The following is a 22,307-nucleotide window of genomic DNA, read 5'->3' on the forward strand; positions in this document are numbered from 1 at the left end:
TAAAATCATAAAATTCTTATTAATGCTTCACTTGAAGTTCATAAAAACTGACTTTAGCAAATGAACCTTCATCTCTACTTTGAAAATAGTTGCCCGCCTTAAAGTAATTTTCATAAACACCCCACCTTTTCATATTAAAATCATCGTAAACGGCAAACTCTGTTTTATTTAACGAGACCACCATTTTGCCATCAGTAACCTTTATTTCAATTTGAAACTTACCGAAGCCTACTTCTTGTTCAAAATTGAATCCATCGTCATCTGTCCAAGCCTCTTCATGTAATATACCTATTGCACTTACATTAGCATATTTTAGTTTTTTTGTTTTGACTCTAATTTTACCATTCTGCCAATATATTTTTAATACCGGCGGTGCATTATTGTCTTTTTGTTGTATTAAATCTTTTTGATCATTAGTCAATCTGCCATGAATCTGTAGAATGATTACTTTATGATACTTACCCTTCTTATCTCTAGAAACCTCATCAACTGAAAGTTTTGCTTTTAATGTTCCCCCCTGTTTAAATGTCCAATTAACATTGTCATTTCCCGGAACCATTTGTTCCCTTAATTCTGACCTAGAATATTTTGTATTAGCAGTAGTTGCGGCGGTAGGATATGCATAAAATGAAATAGCTCCTTTTGTTGAATCATTGTACATATAAGGCTTTAAAGTTTCATTTGTAGCGTAATCCAAAATTTCTGGCAGCGCTACACTAATTGCCCCTCCTTTCCCACTTCCTGCTGGTATAGTTACTTTCCAATTACTTAAATCAATTTCCGGAAGCTTTACTTTCTTTTTTCTTTTCTTGGATTTATTAGTTTTTAAACCCGATTCTGAAACGCTACTTTTCTTTTCCTGAGAAGTAGCGTTTACAGATAAGAACAGTAATACTATACCTATTAATATTCCTTTTCGGTTACTTATCATAAATTATGGAATTAGTGGTAAAACCTTCACATTATCTATGTAAGCATCTTTAGGAGTAACGGCATAAAACATTATAGCTACTTCACCACTATCATTTGCCGTAAATGGAATTTGCACCAAAGTACCAGCTCCATCTGTGGTATCCGAAAATTTACCTTCTGCTACAAACCCTTCATTAAATCCTAAATTATCACCAATACTATCAACAGCATCTGCGCCGTCATCATACTGACCATCAAGAATTAAACCTACAACCTTTCTACCTCCTATTGGATCTATACCGTTATCATCTTTTATAGCATATTGATATTCTAAAATATAATTTGCACCAGGAACCAAATTAAGTTCTTGATAAGCATACCTAGAACTAGAAGTTCTTAAATCTCCACCAGATTGACTTGAAGACCATTTTGCTCCTCTAGTCTTACTACCTGTATTTTCACCATCATAATCTGTATTTGACCCATCGGAACTTGATCCAAAAGGATTAGTGTTCCCATCTGTAAACGTAGTCCATTTCCAGAAATCTTGACCATCTTCAAAGTCACCGTTCAATATGGTTGCACCGGTCATTCTTGACATATACATATTGTCAACGGTAATTGTTGCATGATCATTTGCCGTACCGGTAGTGCCTAATTCAAAAAGTATAGTTTCAAATTGTGTTACTGGTGATGAAAAATCTGTAGCCAAATCAAAATCAAACCCAGTCCATTCACCATCTTTTAAATCTAAATCATCAATTACATGACTAGTACCATTTGTGCTATCTACCAACGTTATTTTTAACTTATCTATACCAGTTGCAAACTCAGAATACACATCAAAATGAATATCATTAGAGCCTACACCTCTATAGAATGCATCTGCCGCAACCACTTCATCACTTAAAGCAAATTCACCTACATCACTGTGTATTCTAGAAAATTCCAATAGATTGTTTCCTGAATCTAAAAGAATAGCCTTACCGCCTGTACCAGCTGCACCTACAGCACTTGCATCTGTATAAATATTTAATAAATTATATCTTTTTACCTCTGGCGACGCAGGTGCATTGTCTATGGATTGCACAGTATGCTCTACCGTAAGATCTTCAGTTTTAGTTAAATCACTTTGCCCAGATGCTTTAGTAGTTACGATTATGGTATAATCTGCCGAGGCTTCTATATTAGAATAGTCATATGTAACAGATTCTCCTTGCAATGCCGTTAACGGAGTACTACCATCGCCAAAATCAATTACGTATGAATCTACACCAACCGTTAATGGTTTTACGGTAACAATAGTTCCATCGCCACTAGTTGATATATCAAAACTTGAAAATACGCTTCCTATTGAACCTCCGGAAGAATCCGCTGGCTCAATTGGCTCATAACCATCATCATCACATGATATGATCAGACCAGTTATCAAAAGGGCACTTATTCCTTTTTTTATTAAACTCATAATATTATATTTTTTATTTTTTTTTGTTAGATGCTCCTTAAACACCTGAGGAATTCAGCTCTTTTGTTTAAGAAAATACATGATATTCTTAAGGGGCAATCTAAAAATGAAGCTACCATAAACTGTAACAATATTTTTAAATTACTTTTTCAAGAGTTTTCATTAATTCAATCTATCGATACTGATTTTAGAAAATCTACACTCTGTACCTGCATATTCAATATTAAATCTCATGTTCTCGGTTTCATCACCTGTTGTAAACGAAAATGATGTTTGAACGTATGACGAAGCTTGATCCGTTAATGGTATTTCTTGATTAAGAAAATCATCTCCTGTATCTGCATCTTCAATTAAGAGCGTACCAGCGGAACTACCTGTTGTTTTACTTACATACCAAAAAGTTACCTCATATGTTGCACCAGCAACTACACGAATACTTTGATCAAGAAAGTTAGAACTACTACTTAACTTTGCTGCACCGTTACCTTCTGGCGGGGTCGGCGAAGAACTTGCAGAGTAAGAACTTGTAGTTCCTCTATCTACCCCGGCCCAAGGCGTTCTAGGACTACATAAGAAATCTGGACATTGAAAAGCTGCAACTAATTCATCTACAACTACCACATCTAACGTAACCGTAGAAGTAACGCCGTTACCATCACTTGAAACTAAAGTAACGGGAAATGTACCTTCTCCTGTAAATTGAAATGTAGGATCACGATCTGTAGATGTTTCCCCGCCACCAAAATCCCACAAATAGGAAGATGCTTCTGTTGAAAGATCCGTAAAATTTATAATAGTAAAATCATCTTGATCTGCGGTATAGTCAAAATTAGCAACTGGAAAAACAGTGTCTGCCTTAGAATTAGCGTCTGGCAATTCATCTCTAAAAGTATCTGAACCAACACAACCAACAAAAGGACTTACAATCATTACACTAAAGAGCAACCAGGTTGTTTTTCGGAAAATATTTTGTTTAATTTTCATAGTTTAAAAGTTTTAAAATTTAATAGCCTGGGTTTTGTGTTAAAAGTCCGTCGCTTATATTTATTTCTCTTGCTGGAATAGGCAACAATAATTTTCTAGCATCAAATACGTAACCCATTTCTGCTGAATGTGAACTTAAGACAGCTTCGGCTACACCGAATCTGAGTAGATCGAACCACCGTTGATTCTCAAAAGCCAATTCTACTCTTCTTTCTACCAAGAGATTTTCTTTAGTGATTGTAGAAACAGTTGCCGGCAAACCAGCTCTATCCCTAACCGCTTGAAAAGAAGCAAGTGCCGCAGCATTGGATGTAGAAGCAGAACCTGCCATTATAGCCTCAACATGCATTAAAAGAACATCGGCATAACGCAAGGCGATGTAATCGTTCCCTGCATCACGCGCACTAGGACCATAAGAAGGTGGTGTAGTTGTAATATCTGAACCCTCAGGTAAAAATTTAATTACTTCGTTTGATGTACCAAAAGTGACATATGATTCTGCTGTTCTGTTTCCTCCATATGCGGCAAAATCTAATACCAAATTTTCATTTACAATATTTTGACCATCTTCTGAACCTGCACGTGTTGAGGAAGTAAATTCTGACGAAAAACTCTGACTCTCTGCACTATTACCCGTTTCGTATTGAATGGCAAAAATGATCTCGTTATTCAATTCATTATAAAAGACATCATGAAAATCACTTTCTAATCCGAAATCTCCACTATTGACGATAGACTCGCATAACTGCTGTGCGGCAGCGTAATCTGGAGAAGCAAGGGACAAGTAAACTTTAGCCAAAACTCCCTGTGCCGCAGCCTTGGATGCTCTAGATTTAGAAGAATTATCCAACATACTTGCAGCTTCCTGTAAATCTGCTATAATTTGATCATAGACCTGAGCTTCTGGAATTCTTGTAAATAATGCTTCATTCTCAGTAGGACCTACGGTTGCAGTAACTAAAGGCACTGCACCGAACATTCTTACTAACTTAAAATAAGCATAAGCTCTTAAAAATTTAGCTTCAGCAGTATACTTAGCTTGATTACCTTCATCTGCTATATCAATAAAATCCAAGATATTGTTAGCTCTAAAAATTACTTCATACATTGAAGCATAATAATCCTCAGATTCTACATTATTAGCATTTACTACGTATCTATGAAAATCAGCCTTAGAACCTTCAAGTGTTGCATTTCGTGTATTATCCGTACGGTGCTCTGTCAATAAATGCTCAAACTGAACACCTCTATTGAAATTACCAATATTGGATTGTGTATTGCTATTTACACCTTGTAAAGCATCGTAAATTCCATATATTCCTGACAATACATCTGCATCAGATTGAAAGAAGCCGTCTACAGCAACTGCCGTATCTGGTAATGGATTTAAAAACTCCTCTGTATCACAGGAAACAATAACAGACATCGTTACAGCAAAAATTAAATATTTTATATGTTTCATCGTTTATTTTTTTTAGATTAAAAGTCAACGTTAAGACCAATTGTCACTGTTCTAAATATAGGCGTACCTGCCCTTTGAGAACCATAGGCTCTTGGGTTGCTACCATCTATATGTTCTGGGTTAAAACCATGGTAATCATCTGCTGTGATATACAACAAGTTTTGGGCAGTAGCATAAACCCTTAAACCACTTATACCAATACGCTCTGTAACGTCATTAGAAAAATTATAACCAAGATTAATATTACGTAAAGAGAAATAATCTGCGCTGGCAATAACATCACTTGTTAATACCTTTTCTTGAATAAAAGAGACATCAGACACAAGACCATTAGCAACGGCCTCTAACTCACCTCCACTTCTAGTTCTATTACCAAACCAATTGTAGAAGTATTGATCACCAATATTATTGACCTGTGCACCTAGGCTACCTTGAACCATAAATGAAAAATCAACATTCCCAAATTTAAATTCGTTGGTAAAACTGTAAACCAAATCTGGATAAGGACTACCCAAGATCGTTTTATCCTCTTCTGTAATTAAACCATCGCCATTTAAATCTTTAACAATAGTATCATCAGACTGACCATTAATTCTGTTCCAAGGACTATCAACATATGTTGTTCTAAACGAAGTTTCATCAAAAGCTTCTTCATCAACAACATAACCCCAAAAAGATGATATTGGCTCTCCAATTCTGTTGATCCATTGAGAGTTTCTTCCATAGGTATCTTCAATAAGCGCGTTGTTAGAATCACCAAAACTTAACAATTCATTTTTATTGGTAGATGCAATTAAAGTAGAATTCCAAGAAAAGTTTTCATTAGATACGTTTCTCGTTCTTAATTCAAGTTCAACACCTTTATTTTGAACTTCACCTAAATTCACGATACCGCTATTAAAGCCTGAAATGTAAGAAACAGGGTTGTTCAATAATAATTCATCACTTGTTCTTTCATAGTAATCAATAGAACCAGAAATTCTATTATTGAAAAAACCGTAGTCTAAACCAACCGTAAACTCTTTAGAAGCTTCCCATTGTAACAATGTATTAGCTATGTTTAATGGAGATACACCCGCTGCAATACTACCCTCATCAATAGAATTGGAATTTTGTAACAATGCCAGATAAGGCCAAGCATTTACAATAGCATCGCCTACATTAAAGTTCTCAGCACCCGTAAGGCCATAACTAGCTCTAAATTTCAAGGTATTAACCACATCGCTATTCAGCAAGAAATTTTCTTTAGCAACGTTCCAACCTAATGATACCGCAGGGAAGTTACCCCACTTTGAATCTATACCAAATACAGAACTACCATCACGCCTAAAAGAAGCATTTACTAGGTATTTTCCTTTATATGCGTAGTTGACCCTTGCAAAGTAACCTAACTTTTTAAGTTCTGTGTTCGTCTCCGTTGGAAGATCAACCAGCGTTGCCCCTTGAAAGTTTTTAAGTAAATCATTAGAAAACCCACTACCTGTAGTAATACTTTCTTCTGATTTTCTTTTCTGAATAGTTGCTCCTAATAACAAGTTTAAATCATGATCATCACCAAATGTTTTTGTATAGTTTAAAGTATTATCAGAAATAATTCTAGTTCTAAATCTATTCCCTAAATAATATGATGCTCTTGAATTTCCACTTGCATGATGTTTTGTACCGTCATATCTAGTTCTCTTTCTTTGCTCTAGAGTAACACCTAATTGCGTTTTAGCTGTTAGGCCATCTAAAAGCTCATAGCTTAAGTATGTAGACCCAAATAATTTGGTGTTATACTCAAAATGCTCTCTTTCAACATACTGAGCGTATGGGTTAGAATCACCAGATGTACGAGGTCTACTATCACTACCGTCTCCGTTAATATCTAATTCCACTAAATGGTTTTCAAAAAAATAATCCCCTACTCCAACATTTGGATAATTATCTCTATTTATGAACTGAAGTGATTCTTCTGTGTGATAAATAGGTAACCAAGGAGATTGACGTGTAGGATTATGAATAGAAGTCGGTAGTCTTCTTTGCTTTGTATAAGACGGTGTTGCCCTAATACCAAATCTTGCCCTTTCTCCAATTTTTGAATCAACTTTCATGTTCGCTGAAAACAACTTATAATCATCTGTAATAACAACGCCTTCATCATGAAGATATCTTAAAGATGTACTGAACTTAGTATCTTCAGAACCGCCTCTTGCAGACAGGGAATGGCTAGTTATGGCACCACCATCAAAGAAAACGTCTTGCCAATCTCTATCAACACCCGTAGCTTGCACTAACAATTGCGCATATTGGGTTTCATTTGAAAGAATACCCGTTGCAGCTTGTTCTATTTTAGCCCACTCAGATACACTTTTTCTATAATCATCACTACCATGGGCACTTTTTATACCGGTGTACGTTTGGTAGCTAAATTTAGTTTTCCCCGCCTTACCACTTTTTGTAGTAATTAAAATTACACCGTTAGAACCTTCACTACCATATATAGCGGCAGAAGCAGCATCTTTTAAAACTTCAAAAGATGCTACATCATTCATATCAAGGTTACCAAGAAACTCTGAACTCACCACAACCCCGTCTATCACTAATGCCGGACCAGAATCCGCTGTTACAGACCCAATACCTCTAATAGTAATCGTGGGTGCACCACCAGCCTCAGCATTGGTAGCCTGAATGTTAACCCCTGAAACCTGACCAATTAATGCATCATCAACTCTAGATACTGCAATTTGATCTAAGGTCTCATTAGTTACTTTAGAAATGGAACCGGTAATGGTAGATTTTTTCTGAGTACCATAACCTACAACCACAACCTCATCTAGTTGACTAGCATCTTCAATTAAGGTAACACTAACTATTTTCTGAGAAACAATAGCCACTGTTTCAGTAGTATATCCTATATAAGAAAAACGCAAAATGTCACCACTGGTTACTTGAATGGTAAAATTTCCGTCAAAATCACTTTGGGTTCCTCTCGTTGTATTTGCTACAACGATATTTGCGCCAGGTATTGGCACATTGTTTGCATCTACTACCGTACCTGATAGATCATAGGTGTCTTGTGCAAATAATTGAATGTTGACCAGCAACATTGCAATCATAAAAAATTTCAATTTAAAATTCATCTGTGTTATATTAAGTTAGTTCTATTGAATTGGCCTTTGCCATCTTTTTGATCTACTTAAAATGCGATAACATATCTCGCATTATAATCTTCAAATTACTTAAACACAGATCTTCATTTTAAATCAATGAAAATTCCTATTTTTACAAGGAAATGTGTTTATAGTAATATTTACATGTTTGTGTATTACTTCCCTTCGAAATGAAGTAATTTTTTAATAAAAGGATGGGCGAGCACCCGTCCTTTTTTTTAAGCAATTTTTTTTAAGGTTTCACGTCATTTTTTAATCATTTATAAAGGTTCTTTTTTTTAAAATCCTAACTGGTTTACCAAATTGGTTCGTCAAACTGGTTTACCAAATATATGTTATTATATTGTTAAAAAAAATAACATTGTGCATTTGCAATGTGCTTTTTTACGATTAAATATATTTAACTCCTTAAAAATTACATATTTGACAGTCTCCTAATCTGAAGTTTTAAAAAACCTTATTCTCTTTAGAACCGTAATGATTACTATGCTTTAACCTGTCGGGAGCACTTAGTTTTTGTTATTCAATGAATGCAGATAATGTTAAACTCTAATTTGTACAAGCCTATAATTTTTAACATAAATTAATTCAAAACATTTACGTTTAGCTCGCAGATTTACTGCAACAACAGGTGTTATATCATTTTATAAGTGCTATTTCAGTCCTACTTAATATGCTGAATTTCTTAAAATTATGATGGTAATTCCTAATTTTATTAATGGCCGAAAATGAACTTCAATCATGATCAACTACTTAGTTAGAAGAAAATAAATGCATTGGTAAAAAACAATATGGTATTTTTAGTATATCCCAATCACTAGAGTTAGTGAATTATGCTTTTAACCAGTATGTCAACACCATCTTAAACAACCAACTATCACACATACAATAAACCAAGAATACTAATACCCTATAACCTTATTGGGAACGTATCTTTTATTCTTTTTAATACCTGGTAAACAAACACTTAACTGCCAATTGTTTTATGAACTAATTACGTGCATATAGTTAACCTTTTACTAACTTCTAAGCATGGTTATGCAGGTTATGTGTCTTCTCTAATTTACATAGAATTTTTAATCACAATTAATGATCGGTATAAAACTAAGCACTGAGTAATTACAAGTTAATTGCTAAGAATAACCAACCTATACTCTTTTGGTAAATTAAATCATAATTCTTACAAAACAAACGGCTAACACTAATCTACTATAGCGCTACTTTATTGTATTTTTTGCATAAATATCGTTGATACATCTGTATATAGTAGAAGTGTTAAAAACACTGATTCCAAAATCTAAAAAGCATCAAAGCTTCCTTACTTTTTAACAAGCTTATCATTAAGACGTATAGCTTGACCTGCCACCATATCTAACTCTATTACTTTATTATTATATCTTATTTTGACAGATTGGCTAAAGGGTGATTTTAATAAGATCTTCTCTAGTTTTCCTTGGGTCCAGTTTATATCGACCTCAAAACCTCCACGAGCTTTCAGACCTTTTACCGTTCCTGTTGGCCATGCATCTGGAAGAGCAGGAAGTATATTTATTTCGCCAGATTGAGACTGCAATAGCATTTCTGCAATACCGGCGGTTCCACCCATGTTTCCATCAAGTTGAAAAGGTGGATGTGCACATAACAAATTGTCATAAGTTCCTCCTCCAACTACCATTTCAAAACCTTCGTCAGTAGTAGGTTTTAACAGTCTTTTCAAAATTTTATGTGCTCTATTGCCATCGTGCAATCTAGCCCAAAAATTAATTTTCCAACCTAATGACCATCCCGTTCCTTCATCTCCTCTAGCCTCCAAAGAAACTTTTGCCGCTTTGGCCAAATTCGGTGTTTTCTCTAAGGATATCTGGTGTCCAGGATACAATGCAAATAAATGAGAAATATGCCTATGCTTACTTTCAGGATCATCCACATCTTCTTTCCATTCTTGAAGCTGCCCCCATTTTCCTATTTTAGGTAGTAGCAATTTGCTACGAGCCTCTTTTACTTCATTGTAAAAATTGTCTTTTATATCCAATATTTCACACGCTCTTAGGCAGTTTGTAAATAGATCCCAAACAATCTGAAGGTCCATTGAAGCCCCAGATGAAATTCCTCCATGTTCAGGGGAATAGGAAGGCGAAGAAACCAAATATCCCATTTCATCCTCCACCAAATAATCGAGCCAGAACAACGCTGATTCTTTCATTATGGGAAACCCTTGCTCTTTTAAGTAACGTTCATCTTTATTAAAATCATAATGCGCCCATACATGTTGACTAAGCCAACCTGCACCACCAGGGAAAAAGCCCCAAGGAAACCCCCAACCCGGAGCGGTGTAGCCAAAAGGGTTATTCATAGTATTCACTACCCAACCATCAGCATTAAAAAAATCTAATGCAGATTTTTTTCCTGGCGCTATCAAGGTTTCTACATATTTAATCAGCGGTTCATGACAGTCACTTAAATTTGTTACCTCTGCGGGCCAATAAATCATTTCTAAATTAATGTTCATATGATAATCCGAAGCCCAAGGCGGCGCGTTTTTATCATTCCATTTCCCTTGAAGGTTCGCCGGTAAACTTCCTGGTCTAGAGCTACTTATCAACAAATAACGACCATATTGAAAGTATAATGATTCTAACTTTGGATCACGCTCACCACTTGCATACAGCCTTAATCTTTTATCTGTAGGCAAATAGTTTTTATCTTCACCATCAAGGTTTAGACGTACCCTTTTGAAAAGATTGGCATAATCTGCCATGTGTCCTTTTTTCAAACTTTCAAAAGAAATATTTTTTATAGCTTCTAATTTAGACGTGTTCTTTTCTTTGTAATTATTACCGGTATATTCTGGATAGGATGATGAATAACTAGTACCCATTACCAATTTCAACACCACGCTATTGCTCTTTTTAATATTGATGGTGCTTCCATTAAAACTTATATTTCCATTCTTACTTTCTATAAGCATTTTAGCACCAAAACCCATACCATTATTTTCTACAGCGCCATCTACAACCAAAACATTACCGTCTCTACTATAGGTCACATTTTCATGTAAACTTTTAAAATTAATGGTATAATCAATTCCTTCTTCTGAATTGTTCTTAAATTGAAACACAAGGGCATTATGTGGATAACTTGCAAAATAAGTACGCTTATGACTCACCGTACCTGATTTATATGACACACCCGCAAGGGCTTTTGATATGTTCAATTCTCTACGATACTCACTAATTTTTTCAGCGTGTTCTACATCTATATAAAGATCACCAAAAGTTTGATAGGCTCCAAAACCCTCCCAAAGGTCCTGATTTTTACTTCCTTTAATCTTTCCCGATAATTCTTTACTAGCGAGCGCATGGGCTTTATCAAATTCTCTTTTTGATAAAAGGTTTCTTACCTCATTAAGATGTTTATAAGCTCCTTCTCTATTTCCTCCATTATACTGATCCCATTCCCCTGGACCTCCTGCCCATAAAGACTCCTCATTTAACTGAATATGTTCTCTTTCTACTCCTCCAAATACCATGGCGCCCATAAAAGCATTGCCAATAGGAAGTGCCTCCCGCATCCATGATTTGGCTTCCTTATCATACCATAGTTTTAGATCGGCATTCTCGCTTGCAATACTCGAATTCATTAATAAAGATTTATTAGACTTACAGTTCATAAATAAAACTGCTAAACATATCTGACAGAAAACTCTAAATCTTTTATTCATAGAAAGAAATTAAGGGATAACTATTTATCCCTATTAGTACTTGTTATTGGATTAGCAAATTAAGAACATCAAACTTTTTAACCTACAAGCCTATTTACATTTTTCAATACTTAATTTGCTTCATTTATTTCTTTAAATAAGTAAGTAGTTTTTCTTAATTCTAATGCCAGAAAACATCATTCTAAAAGTGGTTGTCAATGATATTTCATAGGTTTAACTGCAATTGTCAGTGGTTAAGATTTCATATCCCATAAAATTGGATGCCTTATTCCATCCTACTCACTTCCCATTGGTCTTTTCAAGTGAATAACATCTGCGTTGAAGATCGCTCTGTTCTTTTTCTAATGAGAAATCCTTTCTAGGACCATTTGTTTTGTTTCTTCTTTGTACTAAAGTATTGTACCACCATAGCTTTTCTGTACATCTCACCCCTAATTTTGTCTCCACTAGGCTTCATAATCTCAACTTAGTTTATTTCTGCTACATTTTTCTTAGGTACATCTGATTTTCTAAAAGAGCACCAACAGTTAATGCATTGCATACATTCGTCTTCTTAATATAACACCTTATTCCTTCTGTTCTATTAAGATTACTAAATTCACAGGAAAACCAACTTAGGTAAGTGACTAATTACTTGGTAATCATCACCAAGCCGATGCAATTTTATGGAAGAACTTAGCCAATGGCAGTTTATTTATTATCAAACAACTACTCGTTTAAGACACCATAAAAGGTTTAAACCTTGTGTAACACCATTGGTATATTATCACTTTTTCTTAAAACTATCAGGTAAAGCTTCATTAATAGGCGCACTGTATATTCCTTTTTCCTTCCAGATATCATACAAGGGAGATAACGATGCTAAAAAGCCTTCAAAATCTCTTCGGTTCACATTTGTCCAACCTACTTCTGCATAGGCGGCAATTCTTGGAAAAGTCATAAAATCCATATAACCACTGGTAGGAATCCATTCTCCCCACATTTGACAGCCCAACCCTATAATTTGGTTATGATATTGTTTATCAAGGCTTTTTGGTATTGGATCGAAATCATACGCTCTTTTTAATGAAATATCCCTGTAAGCATAGTCCAAATAAGTTTCGGTATGTAAGGAGTTTACAATTTCATAGCCCTCAGCCGCAGCTTGCTCCATAAGTTTAATATCACCTTTCCAAAAATGGACAACGGAAGTCTTGGATAATTGCTCTTCAGCCCCATTATCCTTCTCTGATTGATAATCATGCACATTTTGACCCAAAATTTCATTCCAACCCATCATTTTTCTTCCTTTACCTTCAATATATCTTGAAATTTTATTGGTGAAGTCCACTTGAACATCCGCAAAAGTTTTTAACTCATTTTCTTTCATATATCTTTTAATATCCTCAGAGGTTTCCCAATGATCATATTTAGCCTCATCACCACCAATGTGAATAATTTTAGAAAGGAACAATGACATAACCTCATCCAAAACATCGGTTAGAAAGTTAAAAACTTTTGGGTTTGCCACGTTAAAGATGTCTTCGCTTACTCCAAAATTTATAGGTACCGATATTTGTTCACCAGTGGAACCCAACCAAGGGTATGCTGCAATGGCAGCGGAAGCATGACCAGGCATCTCTATCTCTGGCACCACTGTTATAAAGCGTGCCTCTGCATAGGAAACAATTTCCCTAATATCTTCATGAGTGTAGTAACCTTCATGAGGCACACCTGATTGTATAGGGCTTTGCCATTTTCTGGGTCCTACTTGCGTGGATAATCTTTTAGACCCAATACTTGTTAACAAAGGATATTTTTTAATTTCAATTCGCCAACCTTGATCATCAACCAAGTGCCAATGAAAAATATTCATCTTCAATCTAGCCATTTCATCCAACAGTTTTAGGACTTGCTTTTTTCCTTGAAAATATCTTCCTTCATCTAGCATATAGGCACGCCAACCAAAACGAGGCGCATCTTCTATTTCCATATAGTCCAACACCCATTTTCCTTCTATCTTTTTGATGGATTGCCTAAGTGTTTGCAAACCATAAAACAATCCTTGTTCACTCCCCGCAAAGATTCTTGCACCTTTTTTGTCCACATTGAGGCTATAGCTACCGTCTAAATTATACTTTTTTCTATTGAGGATGAATACCACATCAATTCCATTCCTTACTTTTTCAGCCTTTTTCACATTAAAGCCAAAATCCTCCTTTAGTACAACCGTGGCATAATCTATAATAGGCTGTACTTCTGAAGCACCAGATATAGTAAAATTATCTGTTCCAATCTCATACTGTCCCTTCTTGATTACCACGTTATTAGGCTGTGGTATCACCTGAACATTACTAGACTGCCCAATAAATATTAAAGGGAGCATTAAAAATAAACTTAACATTAAATTTTTCATCTGAATACGCATGATCTAAAATTTTGAACTATTAAAATTCTATTGTATTTGGCTCACATTATAAAATTGTGTCTTCTGCAAACATAACTTATTTTTAATTTTATAATGAATTGAAAATCACTAGCCTTTATATTTTTCTTTAAAACTAAAAAAGGTGTGTTAGGCGTTTCTTCCGCCTTCAATTGTTCCATACCATAGTTTTCTTCTTTTATATCTTCTATACCAAAAAATCACCAAACAATTTGAATGCAATATTTCAAAGGCGATTTTAAATTGACGTCTAGAAATAATTTAAAAACTAATCTTGTAAAGCTTTGGAGTATTCCTCTATATGTTTAAATCCATAATTTTTAAGGTAATTTTCGTCATGACCATTGCCAAAACTTGTAAAATTTGGAATACCAAACTCCCTATAAAACGTAACATCATCTTCTAACACCTTATTTATCTTCTTCCAGGGCAATTCCTTAAAGGGTCTTTTCCAATTTGAAAACAATGAAACATCAGTCCAATACTCTAGTATTTGAGCCGTATTGGCCGGAAATATCTCCAAATTTTGTTTCAGATATACCCAGCCAGAATTATCTTGGGTTGATCGATCCCCTGACTGATTTCTATAACTCATATCATAAGATCGCGTAATGGGAACAAACTCAAGAAATACCCCGTTATCTGGTTTAATTTTTTTAGGCGGAGTACTAGTATTTGCATAGGTCAAATGTGCTATTGTCGCCCTGGGATCGAACTTCCTCAATTCCCTTAATAAGTAATTCTCCATCATAAGGGCTTGATCGCTATCACTATAGATATCGCCTATATCTGGATGGCACATATGCCTCCCATCATCGATCCAAAAATAATACCTTCCCGTTGTAGGAGTTGCAATTTTAGCAAAGGCAACTACGTTTTTGGCAAGAAGTTCTAACGCCTGCTTGGAATGGATACAGAAGTTATCTTCTTGCTGTCGTAAACCATTTTTATCCATTCTAAACATAGTTGGGTATTTATTGAACATCTCACGCGGCAGCAACTCTTTAATTGCATGGATTTCATATTCGACCTCTATTCCATAACGCCTGCAATTTTTAAGAAAAAGTTGTCCATAATCACTTTTAAGCCAATTTATGGTTCCCTCCATTATCCCTTCAAGATGTCCCCCTCCAGGGTGTATACCAATGGTATTTAACCCAGATTTAGCGGCTATGGACGGCCAATTAGGTACTTCATTGACATCTGCCGGAAATAAAAGAATGCCTTTGTTGGTATATTTTTCCCCTCTGTTAAATTGAGGATTGTTGTAATACAACTCTTCTGTTGTTAGAGGTAATGATTCATGATCTTCCGGTCCTGTAATGGTCAATAGGTAAGCAGCTTCAAAAGAGTCACCTTTTGCCTTTGCTGTAATTAAAACCTTTCCTTTGTCCAAACCAATAACTTTTCCATTTACAACTGAAGCAATTCCAGGATATTCCGAAGACCAAACAAAGTCGGTATATTTTTTATTGGATATGGCATTCATAGTTATCGTTTCTCCAACACTAATTTGATTAATGGGAGAGCTTATCACAATATGATGTGTCCCTGCTAAACTTTTATATTCCTGACCCCAGGCTTGAACCCAACCTAGTACCATAACAATAACTGCTATTTTATAAATTATCCATTTAGCCTTCATCATTATATGAATATTGTTTGAAATTTAGTTTAAAATATTTTCAAGAAGTTTAGCTCACCTATATCCAAAATCCTAACCTGTCATAGAGATATTCCTGGTTGCTTCCTATATAGATTGTTTCATTTTCGAAAAATCTATTGTAGAAAGACTAGCGCCTTATTCTAGCGTTACTACCCCAAAAGATGTCATTAGTAAAACAAGAACTACTAATCTTTCATATTAAACGATAAATTAGTTCTATTCTCTATTTAAAAAATTATTCTCTATCAAAAAGAAATCTAATCCAAGAGCGTATTTATTCTGGGTATGTCTTGCTTTAGCATTAGTACCTTTAAATACAAAACGTATCACAAAGGCATTGTTCACCGGGTTTGACTCCCCTAAATCCAAATACGGATTTATAATTCCTTCATGTTTGCTATAAAAATCTTGTTCTTTTATTTTTATGTCGTTTATATAAATATCAAAAATACCGCTGGAGGGGCCAATGGCGCTGCATAGTTTGATAGACGCTTTTTCAAACTGCTCCGTTATTTTTAACTCTACAAAATCACCCGTATGCTCAAACCAAATATTATTTAATTCCCCTGCGCTGATTTCTCCCCACATAGGAATTTTTGCAAAATCCGATACAACACCTTTGCCCTTTTTGATGATCGGCAATAATTCTGCCTCTAGAGCACCATCTACACTATACTGAGATTCTTTAGCTTTTGATATCACTTTTTCAATGTCAGCAACGGTAGGTAATTTTAACGATGCATATTCTGGCAAAGGAGGTTTATTGTGTTTTGCTCCGGGTACAGCATACCAAAAAGTAGTTTGAGAATATTGCAAAAAGTGAGACTTACTACGTCTACCGCAAGATGATTCAACATCAAACTGTATTCTTTCTTTAAATGGTATGGCATCTAAAACTCGTGTACGTGTACAAACATTGTACCCCTTAGATTTCTCGCCCACGATAATATTACCTAAAAAAGGTTTTGAAAATTCATCTGCCGGTGTAGGCACTTTTCCGCCTGCCCAGCCATAATAATCTTCAGTTCCGGTACCAAAGTGCGATGGAAATTTTTTGTCTATATCGTCATCTATATAAATTTTTTCATCGCCTTCTCCCCACCAGCCTTCAATAGGGTTTAACACGGTCCACTCATCACCAACTATCACTCCTTTTCCCGAAGCACTCAAAAAATTAAAATCAAACAATGGAAAAGTAGGCGTAGGTTCATCCATTTGCCAAGTAGCATAAAAGTGCATAGAATTAGAAGTCCAAGCTTGCTGATCTGTTATTAACGCCATTTCTATGGCCACATCTTCACTACCTAAATTTTTTATTCCAATTTTCCCTTTATTTTCATAAGGCATTACCCAACGACAAATCATGGTGCCATCTTCTTCTACAGTACGTTCCCACATCTTATAACTTTGAATTTTACCTACATTATTAAAAAAATCTCCAATAGGGGCCCATACTGTTTTTTCTCCATCAAAACTTGCTTCAATTATAGTAGACCTTAATTTTTGAGCAATATTGGTAGTGTCCAGGAACTTAATTCTAACCTCTTTAATAGCGTTATTGCCTTTGGGCAGGTTGAAATCTAAAGCTGTTCCCGTTTTTAAGATAGCTTCTTTTTTATCTCTTAAACCGTTAAGCTCTTTGTAAGTGCTTAGGGCTTCTGCGACTTTTTTTCTTATGGGCTTCGCCTGTTCAAAATCTTCCTTGGTAAAAGTTTTTACCTTGGTTCCTTCCGCATATTTTCTATAATTGATAATATTATAGAAAGCTTTCTGATCCATGGTAATTTTGCAACTTTTAGCATAAGGGATGGGTAAATAAAGGTTACCTGCCCTGGTTGAATAATCTGCAAAAGGAGCTTTCACAAAATCTTCACCTTTTACCAGATCAAAAAAATTTGTTGAAATCACGGGCGTTGTATTTCCATCTAAATAGATATTTATATTAGCACCAAGCGTATTGTCCAAGCCATAATAAAAACAAACCGCCCAAATCTTGGTAATAACTCCAGGTCCCTCATCTTCCATAAGTACCCATTCTTTTTTACCATTGATTTCTTCTGTACGAATAAAATATTCACCATCACTATCTGCAAACCAGCCAGGAGCATCTTTAGAGACCGATGTTCTATTATAACTACTTGCCTGTAAAGATTGGTAATAAGGATCCGGAAATTGAGTAATCTTATCCCTGTCCACCATTTCTGTTAACAAGCTTCCTATAGATATTTCTTCATCTTCCACAGCAGGTGTGCAACCTATCACAAAAAATAGCACTGTGCATAAACACTTACATATTAATCTCATTCTTAAGCTTATTTAATTTTTAAAATTCAAAACTTTAACTTCACCGGGTTTTAGATCAACAGTCAATATATCTTCTTTACCTATTTTCTTTTCCACCCACTCATTGGCATTCTTCAACGGAGAAGATATGATATACCTCTTGTTTGACGTAACACCCAATGTCCTATCCAATTTTACTTGATATGTTTTTACTTTTTCAGAAGGATTATGAAATGAAATATAGCCTCCATTTTTATTCCAACCCGTATAACCATATACTTCATTTGATTTTGGGTTACCACCATGCATGCGAGATTTTTTAAAATAAGGAAAAACATCTTGTGACCATTTCAATCCTTCTGCCAATACATCCCAATCATCATCAGATAATTTTTCTGTTTTCACATATAATTCTATAAACCCGGTCCCTCTAGATAAATTCATCCATAAATATTGGCTAAAAGCCTCTTTACTTTCTCCTGTAGAAGTCTTTTTAGGTTCATGATTAAATACCGAATTTATAGGGAATTGCGTTTTTTCAGTGATCCACGTATCATAATAAACACCATCTCTGTATACCAATTCTTCGGTTCTGTTACTGCCTCCCGCGGCATCTCCCGCATTAATCATCCAAATGGCATCTATATATTGTAACCACCAAGGACTTAAATAAGCACCATTGGAAATTACTACATATACCTCTGGATTTATTTCATGTTGTTTTTTAAAAATTTCCATCAAACGCTCGGTGCCTGCCACTAAATAATAACTCTTTAGTTCATCATATATTGGATCGTTCAGTCTTATGTCGTTCGCGGTAAATCCTTCTGTATCTAATTGGCTCATATAAGGAATTCCATACTGCTGGCCATTTAATTCAAATTCTCGGGTATTTAAATGTCCAAATATTCCGTCTAGCTTAAAATAAGTTATTCCCTCTTTTGTAAATTCAACCATTCTATCCTCTAACAATTGCATGTATTGTGGACCCGCCATTGACATCCAGTTACCCAATGTTTCTAACCCTTGTTCTTTGTAATTTTTAGCTGCTGGTTGCGCTCCAAACAAACATCCCGGACTTAACCATAGACCTAAAGAGGAATTAGCAGCCGTAACATTTGAAATGCTAGTAGAAAACGTTGGGTTGAATTTCTTGTTGACTTTCCAAGTTTTATCCTTCCAGTCTGCATGTACATCTTGCCAACCATCATCAATTACATATGCCTTTAATGGATCAACTTTCCTTTTAACAACTAACTCATCATTGATTTTGGCTACGCTTTTTCCAAAATTTTCCTTGGTAACCCCTTGTCCAAAATCAAACCAACTATTGTACTGGACCTGAAGTCTTAAAGGTCTAATTCTAATTCTATCTATATAATTAAAAAACGAATCTTGAATAAATTCTGAATTATCACCTACACCTAGAACGGCTTTGTAAGTAGTATAGGCATCTCCATTTTTTAATTCCTTACCCCATTGGTAACCACAATACCCTTCTCCTTCAATTACATAATTATAAGCTGCCGGAAACTCAATACCCCAAAAGGTAGCAGATTTGGTAGTGTATAAAGGTTGCCCCAGTCCAGGACGCCATTTAGCAGGTCCTTGAGATGTAATCTGCTTCATCTTATAAGGTTGGTAAATATCTTCTAACCCTACAACTTCCAAATCAATTCTTTCAATGGTAACGGCTTTATCTGATTTGATTACCAGATATTTTTTTATATAAAAGTCATCTTTCTCTAATTCATAAAAAACTTCTACCCACAAGCCATGGGTTTTATTATTCAATAAAAAACCCATTTTATTAGAGGAGTTAGTTATGACCTTTTTAAAAGAAAAATCTTTTGACGTCAGTATTACATCAGAGCCTTCTATATGAGTGCCTTTAGAAATACGTAATTTAAATTCTATAGAATTATTAGGTTTCAAAACTTTTCCTGCTAATTTATTGGCAATTTCTACTGTCCTAAAATTTCCATCAGTTGAAATACTTCTACTAATAAAATTATTCTCAATGGTATAGTTCGTTGAATTTGAAAAGGCCGTAGAGATAACCATCATCAAGAGGCCTACGGTAAAAGAAAAATGTTTGTTCATAATTATGATAAGTTTCAAAAATAAAATTGATATTTTGAAGGCAACATTAGGCTACCTTCATCTTCTTACTTGCAGCAAATAAATCTATATCACTAATCTGCTAAATCTATTTGATTCCCTAGATTCTAAAACATAAGTATCTCTATATTATTCAGTTATTGTTTTATAAACTCTTCTATTATACTATACTATTACACCAATTGTTAGCTAAATTTTAAATGACATTATTATTGTTTTCACACAGATAAACGGAAATAAATTTATTGGTAAAAAGAGGCTACTTTTACATAGCCTCTTTTAAAACTAACTACGCTACTATTATTATTTTTTATTTCAAAGGATCAAAAGTTCCCCCAGGCCATCCTTTTGTTTGCTCTAAATTTGGATTTCTATTAAGGATACTTTCCGGTATATCAAAAAAGTAATAATTTTCTTTATAGTTTATATCTGTTCCATCTTGCCCAGGTACATCTGAGTTTTCTTCAATACTGTAAACCTCTGTAGTAAAATAGTTTTCATAAACATCAGGTTCGTTTAAATCAATATCTCCTGTGATTGTCTGAGTTTCTAAAAACTTACGGTTTTCTAAAATAGACCCACCAGTTAATGAATCGAAAGCATTCGTTTTTGTAATATAATACCCCATTCTTTCTGTTCCATTAAGGGTACCATATAGTCTTCGTCTTCTTAAATCGTTAGAACGGTTACCTTCAAAAGCAAGTTCTATACGTCTTTCCAATAAAATAGCTTCCCTCATTTCATCGGTATTTCCTTCCAAGCCTACATCTAGTCCAAAACGTCCATCAAGGTTTTCAATACCTGCTCTGTCACGAATAGCATATAGAATTGTTAAAGCTTCTCCACCTTGACCAATTTCATTGGCCGCTTCAGCTATATTCAACAATAGTTCCGCATAGCGCATTTCTATCCATTGCGTAGTACTATTTTCATTATAAGGTATGGTTGGATCTACTGCTTTTCTATTATAAAAACCAGTAAGGGTTATTTCTGCATCTGCTTCGGTATTAGTTATACCATTTTGGAACATCCATATAAACCCGTTGGTTTGAAAAGGAGATTCTACCACTAAGGGGTAATGATCCCCGTTCCATGTTTGCGTAGCGCTAAACCTAGGATCTCTATTTTTCCAAAGTAATACCGGGTCATAAGAATATGCCGATGTATTATCTGAAATCTTCTTTCCGTCTAGCATTGGGTATGAATCTAACAAACTAACCGTAGCGTTATCTGAACGCCCTCCTCCTATACCTGGTTGAAAAGGCCTAACCTGTTTGTCTCTTGAATGCTGAGCGTCACCATTATATAACCTTGTCCAGATGGCCTCTGGGTTTCCATTACTGTCATCGAACCATAAATCCGCATAACTAGAATTCAGTCCTTTTCCATTAGCATCTAAATTAGCTTTTGCCGCAATAAGCGCGTCATAGGCGGCCTGCCACCTACCTTTTGATTGATCAGGATCAAAATGCTCACTAGCAAAATGCAATAATACCCTACCTTTCATTGCCATAGCGGCACCTTTTGTAATTCGCCCATAATCTTCATTAGCATAAAAATCGGGCAACAAATCAGCGGCATTATCTAGATCGGCAATAATTTGAGCCACTGTTTCTGTAGTAGAACTTCTTGGAAGCTCTAGTTCATCATTCAACCCTAAATTATCCAATACTAAAGGCACCCCGCCGTAAGTGGTAACTAAACGCCAATATGCAAGAGCCCTAAAAAATAATGCCTGCCCTTTAAGCGGTTTTTTATCATCTTCATCAATTGTTCCAGAATCAAGACCATTCAAAATAATATTTGCATCTCTAATGTTAGAATATCTACCTACATAACTGCTATTGGAGTTCTCTGTTAGCCTACCATACATGGTATTATTTCTACCAGCAGCATCATCTGATAATGCTGACGCACCAGCAGACCAACCAGGATTTGCGGTTTGGTATAATCTATTCACATTCAAAGTTGCCAATACCGGATCGTTCCATACTAAATCTTCTGTAATGTTCCCTAAATCTGTCTTATCCAGAACCTCTGTACATTGAACAAAAAGAAGAGACCCTAAAACCAACAAAGTAAAAATTAATGTCTTTATATATATTTTCATCTTAGC

The 22,307-nt window shown here is 35.1% G+C and carries 11 protein-coding genes; all 11 read right to left on the bottom strand.

Features of this window, described 5'->3' with window-relative positions:
- Nucleotides 1-19: 19 nt before the first annotated feature.
- Entirely contained in the window at nucleotides 20-931 is a 912-nt protein-coding gene (locus tag BW936_RS15095; RefSeq protein ID WP_076549667.1) for a polysaccharide lyase family 7 protein, read from the bottom strand.
- Between the two features lie 3 nt (nucleotides 932-934).
- On the bottom strand, nucleotides 935-2,377 hold the full coding sequence (locus BW936_RS15100) for a hypothetical protein (RefSeq protein WP_143744176.1): 1,443 nt from the start codon (nucleotides 2,375-2,377) through the stop codon (nucleotides 935-937).
- Between the two features lie 162 nt (nucleotides 2,378-2,539).
- The gene (locus BW936_RS15105; protein WP_076549671.1) at nucleotides 2,540-3,361 is read right to left on the bottom strand and encodes a PKD domain-containing protein; all 822 of its coding nucleotides are present in this window, start codon (nucleotides 3,359-3,361) and stop codon (nucleotides 2,540-2,542) included.
- Nucleotides 3,362-3,380: 19 nt separating this feature from the next.
- Nucleotides 3,381-4,823, bottom strand: a complete 1,443-nt coding sequence (locus BW936_RS15110; protein ID WP_076549673.1) for a RagB/SusD family nutrient uptake outer membrane protein — start codon at nucleotides 4,821-4,823, stop codon at nucleotides 3,381-3,383.
- A 17-nt stretch (nucleotides 4,824-4,840) separates the two neighbouring features.
- Nucleotides 4,841-7,945, bottom strand: a complete 3,105-nt coding sequence (locus BW936_RS15115) for a SusC/RagA family TonB-linked outer membrane protein (RefSeq protein ID WP_076549675.1) — start codon at nucleotides 7,943-7,945, stop codon at nucleotides 4,841-4,843.
- Between the two features lie 1,348 nt (nucleotides 7,946-9,293).
- Entirely contained in the window at nucleotides 9,294-11,615 is a 2,322-nt protein-coding gene (locus tag BW936_RS15120; RefSeq protein ID WP_159439030.1) for a glycoside hydrolase family 95 protein, read from the bottom strand.
- 847 nt (nucleotides 11,616-12,462) lie between these two features.
- On the bottom strand, nucleotides 12,463-14,061 hold the full coding sequence (locus tag BW936_RS15125) for a beta-N-acetylhexosaminidase (protein ID WP_244156240.1): 1,599 nt from the start codon (nucleotides 14,059-14,061) through the stop codon (nucleotides 12,463-12,465).
- A gap of 328 nt (nucleotides 14,062-14,389) precedes the next feature.
- Nucleotides 14,390-15,769, bottom strand: coding sequence for a DUF4838 domain-containing protein (locus BW936_RS15130; RefSeq protein ID WP_076549678.1), 1,380 nt, complete (start codon nucleotides 15,767-15,769; stop codon nucleotides 14,390-14,392).
- Between the two features lie 234 nt (nucleotides 15,770-16,003).
- A complete protein-coding gene (locus tag BW936_RS15135; RefSeq protein WP_084182101.1) occupies nucleotides 16,004-18,091 on the bottom strand; it encodes a glycoside hydrolase family 172 protein in 2,088 nt (695 codons plus the stop codon).
- Nucleotides 18,092-18,103: 12 nt separating this feature from the next.
- Nucleotides 18,104-20,173, bottom strand: a complete 2,070-nt coding sequence (locus BW936_RS15140) for an alpha-galactosidase (RefSeq protein WP_076549682.1) — start codon at nucleotides 20,171-20,173, stop codon at nucleotides 18,104-18,106.
- 328 nt (nucleotides 20,174-20,501) lie between these two features.
- A complete protein-coding gene (locus BW936_RS15145) occupies nucleotides 20,502-22,301 on the bottom strand; it encodes a RagB/SusD family nutrient uptake outer membrane protein (RefSeq protein ID WP_084182102.1) in 1,800 nt (599 codons plus the stop codon).
- Nucleotides 22,302-22,307 lie beyond the last annotated feature (6 nt).

The sequence above is a fragment of the Maribacter ulvicola genome (assembly GCF_900155985.1).
Lineage (GTDB): Bacteria > Bacteroidota > Bacteroidia > Flavobacteriales > Flavobacteriaceae > Maribacter > Maribacter ulvicola.

Bases quoted from the DNA above. Each gene is read 5' to 3' on its own strand.
- BW936_RS15095 (WP_076549667.1), bottom strand. From the start codon at position 931: ATGATAAGTAACCGAAAAGGAATATTAATAGGTATAGTATTACTGTTC.
- BW936_RS15100 (WP_143744176.1), bottom strand. From the start codon at position 2,377: ATGAGTTTAATAAAAAAAGGAATAAGTGCCCTTTTGATAACTGGTCTG.
- BW936_RS15105 (WP_076549671.1), bottom strand. From the start codon at position 3,361: ATGAAAATTAAACAAAATATTTTCCGAAAAACAACCTGGTTGCTCTTT.
- BW936_RS15110 (WP_076549673.1), bottom strand. From the start codon at position 4,823: ATGAAACATATAAAATATTTAATTTTTGCTGTAACGATGTCTGTTATT.
- BW936_RS15115 (WP_076549675.1), bottom strand. From the start codon at position 7,945: ATGAATTTTAAATTGAAATTTTTTATGATTGCAATGTTGCTGGTCAAC.
- BW936_RS15120 (WP_159439030.1), bottom strand. From the start codon at position 11,615: ATGAATTCGAGTATTGCAAGCGAGAATGCCGATCTAAAACTATGGTAT.
- BW936_RS15125 (WP_244156240.1), bottom strand. From the start codon at position 14,061: ATGCTCCCTTTAATATTTATTGGGCAGTCTAGTAATGTTCAGGTGATA.
- BW936_RS15130 (WP_076549678.1), bottom strand. From the start codon at position 15,769: ATGATGAAGGCTAAATGGATAATTTATAAAATAGCAGTTATTGTTATG.
- BW936_RS15135 (WP_084182101.1), bottom strand. From the start codon at position 18,091: ATGAGATTAATATGTAAGTGTTTATGCACAGTGCTATTTTTTGTGATA.
- BW936_RS15140 (WP_076549682.1), bottom strand. From the start codon at position 20,173: ATGAACAAACATTTTTCTTTTACCGTAGGCCTCTTGATGATGGTTATC.
- BW936_RS15145 (WP_084182102.1), bottom strand. From the start codon at position 22,301: ATGAAAATATATATAAAGACATTAATTTTTACTTTGTTGGTTTTAGGG.